Annotated in this window: 6 protein-coding genes, 1 rRNA gene and 1 pseudogene; all 8 read left to right on the top strand. The window is 38.0% G+C overall.

The window, feature by feature from the left end; genetic code table 11:
• Positions 1 to 114: 114 nt before the first annotated feature.
• Positions 115 to 229: ribosomal RNA gene (rrf, locus tag C502_RS0106445) — 5S ribosomal RNA — on the top strand.
• Between the two features lie 135 nt (positions 230 to 364).
• Positions 365 to 689 (top strand): annotated as a pseudogene (locus C502_RS0106440) (hypothetical protein).
• Between the two features lie 268 nt (positions 690 to 957).
• A complete protein-coding gene (locus C502_RS0106430) occupies positions 958 to 2,406 on the top strand; it encodes an RNA polymerase factor sigma-54 (protein ID WP_018678008.1) in 1,449 nt (482 codons plus the stop codon).
• A gap of 167 nt (positions 2,407 to 2,573) precedes the next feature.
• Positions 2,574 to 2,915: a ribosome hibernation-promoting factor, HPF/YfiA family gene (gene hpf / locus C502_RS0106425; protein WP_018678007.1), complete on the top strand. Its 342-nt coding sequence runs from the start codon at positions 2,574 to 2,576 to the stop codon at positions 2,913 to 2,915.
• Positions 2,916 to 3,053: 138 nt separating this feature from the next.
• The gene (gene ibaG, locus C502_RS0106420; RefSeq protein WP_018678006.1) at positions 3,054 to 3,305 is read left to right on the top strand and encodes a BolA family iron metabolism protein IbaG; all 252 of its coding nucleotides are present in this window, start codon (positions 3,054 to 3,056) and stop codon (positions 3,303 to 3,305) included.
• A 6-nt stretch (positions 3,306 to 3,311) separates the two neighbouring features.
• Positions 3,312 to 4,571: a UDP-N-acetylglucosamine 1-carboxyvinyltransferase gene (murA, locus tag C502_RS0106415; protein WP_018678005.1), complete on the top strand. Its 1,260-nt coding sequence runs from the start codon at positions 3,312 to 3,314 to the stop codon at positions 4,569 to 4,571.
• On the top strand, positions 4,568 to 5,251 hold the full coding sequence (hisG, locus tag C502_RS0106410) for an ATP phosphoribosyltransferase (protein ID WP_018678004.1): 684 nt from the start codon (positions 4,568 to 4,570) through the stop codon (positions 5,249 to 5,251). Before murA ends, hisG begins: the two co-directional genes overlap by 4 nt.
• 106 nt (positions 5,252 to 5,357) lie before the next feature.
• A complete protein-coding gene (hisD, locus tag C502_RS0106405; RefSeq protein WP_018678003.1) occupies positions 5,358 to 6,647 on the top strand; it encodes a histidinol dehydrogenase in 1,290 nt (429 codons plus the stop codon).
• Positions 6,648 to 6,656: the final 9 nt, after the last annotated feature.

Raw genomic sequence — 6,656 nt, 5'->3', positions numbered from 1 at the left:
AATACTAGTTACAATACAGACCAATTATCTAATCCGTTAATAACTCTTTGGTTCGTAAGTAAGGCATACATTATTAAGTAATGTGAATAAGACCCCAAAGCACCACAACAGTTTGCTGGCGACAATAGCAAGAGTGAACCACCTGATCCCTTCCCGAACTCAGAAGTGAAACCTCTTAGCGCTGATGGTAGTGTGGCGTTTGCCATGTGAGAGTAAGTCATCGCCAGCTTTTAAACTCTAACACCCCCTAACCTAGCGGTTAGGGGGTGTTTTTTATTGGGGCAGAATTAAAAATATATTATATTAATAAAAAAATTATTGTGAATTGATATTTAAAACTCTCGTAAATGCTCATTTTAATAAAATACTTTTATCTGCTATTGCTTCTATCTATTTGTGTTTCTTAATATTGAACAGCTTTAAAAAACATAGAGAAACAAAATCAAGAACCTAGGGTTATTCGCGAATGGATATTGGATGATCCTGAAGGGGAGTTATATGTAGCTTTTATTACATCAGATCAAAAGGTCTGGTCTGCTTCTGGTCGTTATGCGCATTCTTCTGGTTCAACGAGTACGACTTGGTCTGGCTTTCTATCAGGGGATTTAAATGATCTTGTGCGAAAAACTATGGGGCAGAAAGTATTGGATGAAATGAGTGAATGCCTAAAGCAGCAAATTATAGAGTAAAAAAGTTTTACCTTGCTAAATCTCTTGAAGGTATTGATTTAAAAATTTTTGGAGAAATGAAATTAAGTGTATTTTTAATAATAATTGTGGATAACAAATAGTCTTTTATGACAGCTTATGATTATTTCTATCAAAATTATCAAATCAATTATTTTTTTTTAATAGAAAAAGTGTGATGAATATTCGTTCTTCTATAGGCGTAAACTTTGCATTATGTTATAAATATATAAGTAGGCATGTTTTTTGCTTATCTTAAAAGGAAGGTGCTATGAAATTATCTGTTGGGTTGAAAGTTGCGAATAGTTTGTCGTTAACCCCTCAATTACAGCAGGCAATTCGTTTACTACAACTTTCTAGTTTGGAATTGGAACAAGAAATACAAATTCAATTAGATAGTAACCCTTTACTTGAAAAAATTGAAGAGATAAATACAACTGAAAGTTTATCTTCTTTAGAGCCAAATGAAGCGGCAGATTTAACTACTGAACTTAATGCGGATCATTTACCAAATGATTTGCCCGTTGATACGGAATGGGATGATATTTATACCCATCAATCGACGGCTTTAGCATCGCCAGAATATGAAGAAAGAGAAGATAATCGTCAAGTTCAATTAAGCCTGAAAGAGCATATTCTAGAACAGGTGAATTTACTGCATTTTTCTATTGTAGATAAGTTGATAGCATATTGTATTGTAGATTCTCTGGACGATAAGGGTTTTTTAGACACTGGTTTAGATGATATTTTACTAGCAGTTACTCGATTATTACAAGAAATGGAAAGTAATGAAGAGGTTGAGCAAGATGAAATTATTGTTGTTTTAAAACATATACAACGCTTAGACCCGATTGGTGTTGGTTCTCGTAATTTGGCGGAATGTTTAAATATTCAATTAGAAACAGTAGATACGAAAGCTCAGTATTTGGTCGAAGCAAAGAAATTATTGCAATATTATGAGTTGTTAATTTCAAATGATTTAAATAAGTTATTGAAACAAACTGGTTTATCTAAAGAGCAATTGAAAGGTGCGGTTGATCTATTAAAAACTTTAAAACCATATCCTGGTTTAGAGTTTAACCAACAAGAATCTGAATACCAAGTTCCTGATGTGGTCGTTTCTAAGAAAGACCAGCATTGGCAAGTACAGCTTAACCCTGATGTTATGCCTAAATTACGGGTTAATTCTTTTTATTCAAATATGATTCGTCGTGCTGATCAAAGTGATGATAACGTATATTTACGAAATCAGATGCTTGACGCAAAAAACTTTATTAAAAGTATTGATGAACGTCATAAAACCTTATTAAAAGTTGCAACTTGTATAGTTGAACACCAACGTGCCTTCTTGGAACAAGGAGCAGAAGCAATGAAACCTCTAGTGCTTCGAGATGTTGCTGAAGAGGTTGAATTGCACGAATCTACAGTTTCACGTGTGACCACGAATAAGTATATGTTAACTCCGCGTGGTTTATTTGAGTTGAAGTACTTCTTTTCCAGCCACGTTGGAACGACTGCAGGTGGGGAGGCATCATCTACTGCTATTCGTGCAATGATTAAAAAGCTGGTTTTAAATGAAAATCCACGCAAGCCTTTGTCAGATAATGCAATTGCTGAAATGTTGAAAAATGAAGGGATTGAGGTTGCTCGACGGACTGTCGCAAAATATCGCGAATCGTTACATATTCCATCGTCTTCAGAAAGAAAAGTCTTGATCTAAATTTCAAGGTGTGACTATTCTAAGCGTTCATTATGACGAAATAATGAATTTTTCAATAATCACTAAAGGAATCGTTCGGATGATTTAATGGATGTTTAATCACATTGTGAGCATTAATATTGCCTGAGCGATTTTTTGTATCCTTAGAAAAGGTGAGGGATAGAATTATGCAAATAACAATTCGTGGACACCATTTAACCATCACGCCTGCTATTGAAGAAAATATAAAAACTAAATTTAGTCAAATGACCAAGCATCTAGATCAAGTAAATAGTATGCAAATCAAATTGGCTAAAGATCATCAAATTGATAAGCGATCTCACAAAGGTAGTGCAAATCATATTGCTGAAGCGATTATTCGTCTGCCAGGGATTGAGTTGTTTGCGCAGGCAACGGCTGATGATATGTATACTTCAATTAATAAATTAACAGAAAAATTAAAAAGACAGCTTGCAAAACATAGAAAAATACAGTGTTCTTATCAGCATGAGCTGGCAATATTGACCTAAGTTTTTTCTTTATCAAAAGAGGCTTTTGACATAGCCTCTTTTTTTATCGATAAAAAAAGAAACGGCTTACTGAATTATGTGAAAAAGTTATAGTAAAATATACCGTTTTACGCCAATGGTTGTATAAGAGGTCTTGTAATGAATAGTGAGCAGCTCACGCAAATTTTAAAAGAAGCTTTCCCTGAAGCAGAAGTAGCAGTGAGTGGCCAAGCTGGAAAATTCGACCTTCGAATTGTTGATGATCAGTTTGATGGTAAGCGTACGGTTACTCGTCAACAAGCCGTTTACGCACCGTTAAATTCTTATATTGCGAGTGGTGAAGTTCATGCGGTCACGATTCGTGCAATGACAAAAGACGAATGGCGCAAAGCAAGCCTTTTCGGAGCTTAAATATTAATGGATAAATTTTTAATTACGGGCGGTGTTAAGCTCGATGGTGAAGTCCGTATTTCTGGTGCTAAAAATGCGGCTTTACCTTTACTTGCAGCAATGATTCTTGCTGATTCTCCGATTACGTTAACCAATGTACCGCATTTAAAAGATGTTAATACCTTAGTGAAGTTGATTGCTGGCTTAGGTGTCACCATGACTTATGAGGGTGATACGGTTCGTGCTGATGCATCAACATTAGACAATCAGTTTGCACCTTATGAACTCGTGAAAACCATGCGTGCATCAATCTTGGTACTTGGTCCATTATTGGCTCGTTATGGTAATGCCAAAGTTTCATTACCTGGAGGTTGTGCAATTGGATCACGCCCTGTTGATCAACATTTAAAAGCCTTAGAAGCTTTGGGCGCACAGATTGAAGTTGAAAATGGTTATGTTCATGCTTCAGTTGATGGTCGATTAAAAGGTGGTGAAGTCATTTTTGATATGGTTACAGTCGGTGGTACTGAAAATATCTTGATGGCTGCTGTATTGGCTGATGGTGTAACCACGATTCGTAATGCTGCTCGCGAGCCTGAGATCACTGATCTTGCACAAATGCTCATTAAAATGGGTGCTAAGATCGAAGGCTTGGATACAGATACGCTAGTTGTGACAGGTATTGAAAGCTTACATGGCTGTGAATATGCCGTTGTTGCTGACCGCATTGAAACAGGTTCATATTTGGCTGCTGCTGCAATTACAGGTGGTCGAGTTAAAACCACGCATACGGATCCAGCATTACTAGAAGCAGTATTGGATAAGTTTGAAGAAATGGGTGCAGAAGTGACTCGTGGCGACGACTGGATCGAATTGGATATGCAGGGCAAGCGTCCTAAAGCAGTTAGTTTCAGAACGTTGCCCCATCCAGAATTTCCAACTGATATGCAAGCACAGCTTATGGCGGTCAATGTGATTGGTCGTGGTTTTGCAACGATTTCAGAAACAATTTTTGAAAATCGTTTTATGCATGTTCCAGAATTATCTCGTATGGGTGCGAACATTCAAGTTGAAGGACATGATGCAGTTGTGACTGGTGTAGAAACACTACAAGCAGCTCCTGTTATGGCAACTGATTTACGCGCATCATTTTCTTTGGTTCTTGCTGCATTAGTCGCAGAAGGTGAGACTTTAGTTGATCGTATCTATCATATTGATCGTGGATACGAACAAATCGAAGAAAAGTTACAAAGTTTAGGTGCTCAGATTAAGCGAGTGAAAGGATGAATGACGTAAGAAACGATGATCCAAATTTTGATGTAATGGGTAATTTTGATCATGGTTTAACCTTAGCACTCAGTAAAGGACGTATCTTAAAAGAAACCTTACCTTTACTTGAGAATGCGGGTATTAATTTATTAGAAGATCCTGATAAATCACGTAAATTAATTTTTCCAACTACACATAAAAAAGTACGTATTTTGATTTTACGTGCTTCTGATGTACCGACTTATGTTGAGAATGGTGCAGCAGATTTTGGTGTGGCGGGTAAAGATGTATTGATGGAGCATGGCGCTCAGCATGTTTATGAGTTACTTGATCTAAAGATTGCGAATTGTAAGTTAATGACTGCTGGTAAGGTTGGTATGGAACGTCCTAAAGGTCGTTTGAAAATTGCGACTAAATACGTCAATCTAACACGTCAATATTATGCAAGCTTAGGTGAGCAAGTGGATGTGATCAAGCTTTATGGTTCAATGGAGCTAGCACCACTTGTCGGTTTGGGGGATTATATTGTTGATGTGGTCGATACGGGGAATACTCTGCGTGCCAATGGTTTAGAACCATTAGAAGAAATTTGCAAAGTTTCTTCCCGTTTAATTGTCAATAAAGCCAGCTTTAAACGTAAGCAAGCGATCCTTAATCCAATTCTGGTTCAGTTGGAAGAAGCAATCAAATCACGTTAAACGTGATTTTCCATCATGACTGAACGATAGTTGCAGAGATGATGCCCACAAGTCGCCTGAAAAAGAGTAAACTTAGCCTTCTCTTATTCGCCTTGTGGGTAAATTGATGCGACGTTTATCGACTCAGGATCAAAACTTTAAACAACGATTTGCTGAACTTTTAGCATTTGAAACAGTTAATGATCCTCAATTAATACAAACTGTAGATCAAATTATTGCTGATGTTCGTCAGTATGGTGACGATCATGTACTTAAATTAACACAACAGTTTGATCGACATCCTGCGCATCAATTCTCAGATCTAGAACTCACTCAAGAACAACTCAAAATAGCATTTGATGGTTTAAGTACTGAAATTCGTGAAGCCTTGGAGCTTGCTGCAAAACGTATTCGCACTTTTCATCAAGCGCAAAAGCAAGAAGGTTGGACTTATGTCGATGAGTTGGGTAATACACTAGGTCAAAAAGTCACGCCACTTGATCGTGTTGGGATTTATGTGCCAGGTGGGTTGGCATCTTATCCTTCTTCAGTATTAATGAATGCTTTGCCTGCTCATGTGGCAGGTGTGCCTGAAATTATCATGGTTGTTCCTGCACCAAATGGTGAATTGAATCCATTGGTACTCGCTGCTGCTTATTTAGCAGGGGTGAGTCGAGTCTTTACGATTGGTGGTGCGCAAGCTGTTGCTGGATTGGCTTACGGTACACAGACAATTCCTGCGGTAGATAAAATTACAGGTCCAGGAAATCGTTTCGTTGCTGCTGCAAAACGTGCTGTTTTTGGTCAGGTCGGTATTGATATGATTGCAGGGCCTTCGGAAATTTTGGTTTATGCTGAAGGTGAAAATAATGCAGAATGGCTAGCTATGGATGTATTGTCTCAAGCAGAGCATGATACTGTTGCTCAGGCCATTTTTGTTACTCCGGATGAAGCACTTTTAAATGCGGTTGATGCTGCGATTGAAAAACATTTAAGTGAACTACCAAAAGCAGAGATTGCTCGAACTTCGATTCAAAATCGTGGTGCATTGATTCTTGTTAAAGATCGTGCAGAAGCGGTTGAACTCATTAATCAGGTTGCTCCAGAGCATTTGGAATTATGTCTCGATGAGGCAGAATTAATGAGTCAAGAGATTCGTCATGCGGGTGCGATCTTTATGGGGCGCTATACGCCTGAAGCGATTGGTGACTATTGTGCTGGTCCAAACCATGTCTTGCCGACCTCTGGTACAGCACGTTTTTCTTCACCGCTTGGTGTCTATGATTTCCAGAAACGTTCAAGTCTGATTATGTGCTCAAAAGAAGGGGTTAAAACCTTGGCGAAAACCGCCGATGTCCTTGCTGTTGAAGAAAATCTTGATGCCCATGCACGCTCGGCACGCTATCGCTATCAATAACTGATTCGA

It is taken from the genome of Acinetobacter tjernbergiae DSM 14971 = CIP 107465 (assembly GCF_000374425.1).
Classification (GTDB): domain Bacteria; phylum Pseudomonadota; class Gammaproteobacteria; order Pseudomonadales; family Moraxellaceae; genus Acinetobacter; species Acinetobacter tjernbergiae.
Note: the sequence above shows the minus strand (reverse complement) of the source record. Positions and strands in the feature narration are given on the sequence as shown.